Source organism: Campylobacter sp. S4:11, from assembly GCF_024723695.1.
Lineage (GTDB): Bacteria > Campylobacterota > Campylobacteria > Campylobacterales > Campylobacteraceae > Campylobacter_D > Campylobacter_D jejuni_C.
On sequence record NZ_JANQDC010000041.1, the window covers coordinates 1 to 2,958 of the forward strand.

A 2,958-nucleotide genomic window follows, 5' to 3' on the forward strand; every position below is an offset into this window, starting at 1 on the left:
ATCAAAGACTACATCAAACTAGAAGGATCTAATGCTTTAATAGCAGGAGGCACTGCTGGTATTTACAATAAAGGAACCATAGGTGTAAATAATAATGGAACTTCTGTAAATAATGGCAATGTGATCGACTTACAAGATGGTGCTATTATAGCAGCATTAACACCTAATCAAGATGGTAGCTTTAGTTATAATCTAGCAGGTGATGCTATCTTAAATGAAGGAACTATAAAAGGCAATATAAATTTAAATAACAAAGCTAATATCTATGGAGCTATAAATAATAAAAATACCATTACAGGAAATATTAGCTTAAATAATAATTCTTATGCTAGTTCTATAAAAAATGAAAAAGAAATTCAAGGTTCTATAGATTTAAAAGATAAATCTCATATAGATAGTGTTATTAACAATGGAACCATAGAAAAAGGAATTAACCTAGATGATAGTTCTATAAGTCTTGTTGAAAATTCAAGCTCTTTAGATTTAAACTTAAAAAACCATTCTGAAGTAGGATTTTTAAAAAACTCAGGCACTATAACAATTGATCAAGACAATACAAGCAATATAGCTTCTGTTGATAATACAGGAAATATTAGTGGAACAATCACAAATAATTCTAATATGATTTATGTTATAAATAAAAATACTATGGAAAATATAGTCAATAAAGCATCTTTAACCAAAGATGAGAGCCAAACTATCTCTCAAATCATTAATGAAGGTGAAAAAGCTCATATAAAAACTATAGAAAATCAAACACAAAGTTCTATAGGTATCATTATGAATACAGGTAAAGTTGATAGCATTATAAACGAAGGAAGTATTAGCTCTGCTATAGGTAATGGTGGTTTTATCAATGACATTAATAATAAAGCTAACGCTAATATAGCACATATAAAAAATGAAGGCACTATTGATAAAATAGATAATAGCGGAACGATTGATAAGATCAATAACTATATTCATGGAATTATTAATACTATAAACAATCAAGAAAATGCAAATATAAATATAGCAAATCAAGGAGAGATTAAAAACGGTATTACTAATAGTGGTAATATGATTTTAAGTAATCTTCCTAGTGATTATGGTGCTAAAAGCTTTATAGGCAAAAACAACAATGGCTACCATTTGGAAAACAATAATGGTGGTAAACTTAATATAGATGGCTGGTATTTTAATGCACCTGAATATACAACAAAAGAAGATAGATTGCAAAATTCTATCATCATAGGTGGAAATAATTTAGGTGGTATTAATGCAGATAGTATTTATATTAATAATAAAGACATTCAACAAAATATCGTTTATGATGCTAATACTTTCTTTATTAATAAAGAAGGAGAATCAATAGGAGATAAAACTAATAATAATCTAGGTGTAGATGGTAATAATATTATAGATCCTACGGGTATTTTTAACTTTGTAGGCGTAGGTAATGGGGGTTATATGGCTCATGTAGATTTAGATGAAGTAAGCGGTAAAACCCTAGCTAAATCTATGGTGTATTCAGCTAGATTAAGAAATATTAACATCTCTAATATATTAAGAGATTTAAATACTAAAAACTTTCAAACAGAATTTTCTCAAGTATTAGATATGGAATTATCTAAAAAAGGGGAAGCTTATGGTAATGATGCTGATTTATTAGCCGAATTAGAAGATATTTTTATCCCTAATAAAAATCCAAATGCAAAAAATCACACTTTCTTACTTCCTTATTATAATCACTCATCTATTAAAATAGGAAAAAGTGTAGGATCACTTAGTTCTAATACTACAGGTTTAATAGGTGGGTCTTTTAGAGAATTACCAAATGATTATGGAACAATTGGTTTTTACTTAGGTTATGAAGATGCTTCTAAAGAACAAGCTACTCAAAGACTTAAATTGGATGATAAAACTTATTATGGTGGTTTAACTTATTATGGAGTATTAGCAAGAGATGGTATTAATCAATATTATATTAGTGCTAGTACAAGACTTGATTATACTAAAACCGATATAGAAAAAACTTATAAAAACAATACAGCTACTATAGATAGTGATGCTAAAACTTATGGTTATGGTGTAGATGTAAAAGTAGGTGCTAATTATTATAATACCCTAGATATAGCTAGAATATCTCCAGAAATAGGTTTAAGCTATTATGGTATGAGTAATAAAAACTTTACTTTAAAACACTTGGGTGGTTTAAAAGAACATTATAATGGTGAGCAATTTAACTTTATTGATGCAAGTGCGGCTTTAAAATGGTATAAACCATGGAGTGATAAAATAAGATCTAATATTACTATAGGAGCTATAGTAAATTTATACAATGATGCGCAAGGAAGTTTAAAACTTGGACAAAATTATTTTACCACTCAAATAGAAACTTCTAAGTATTATGGCTTCGGACAACTTGGTCTTTCTTATGCTATAGCTGATAATGCTGATTTATCATTAAACTATGCAGGTGCATTTACATTTGATAATACTACTTCTCATACTATGTTTTTAAAACTAGGTTTATGGTGGTAAGTTTAATTCACACTAACTAATAATAGTTAGTGTGAAAAACTAAATATGAATACTTATAAAAATAAAAGTTATATTTGTAATTTAATGAACTAAAAAATAAAAACTATAAGTTAAATCATGAAAATAATAACAAAGTTAACAATAATAACATTAACAATCTTAGTTTTACTAGCTTTGCATATTATTAATAATGCTTAAGGCTGTTTATAATAAGAACTTTGTATTTATAAATATATAATAAGTAGTATATAAGACAAAATAAATTAAGAAAGGATAAAAAGCTAAATATAAAGTAATTTAATTGCCCAGAGTTTGCTTAAGACAAATATAAAACAACAAAAACAAGATTAAAAGCAATCAACACAATAGCTTTAAAAGCATATGGGTTGGTAAATATAAAAATCAAAAATAATTTTTAATGTATGTAATTTTAAA

At 26.7% G+C, this 2,958-nt stretch carries 1 protein-coding gene; it reads left to right on the forward strand.

What is annotated here, in order from left to right:
* The coding region (locus CAMP5053_RS07955; protein WP_337217612.1) for an autotransporter outer membrane beta-barrel domain-containing protein at positions 1 to 2,523 on the forward strand (2,523 nt) is incomplete at its 5' end.
* Between the last annotated feature and the right edge of the window lie 435 nt (positions 2,524 to 2,958).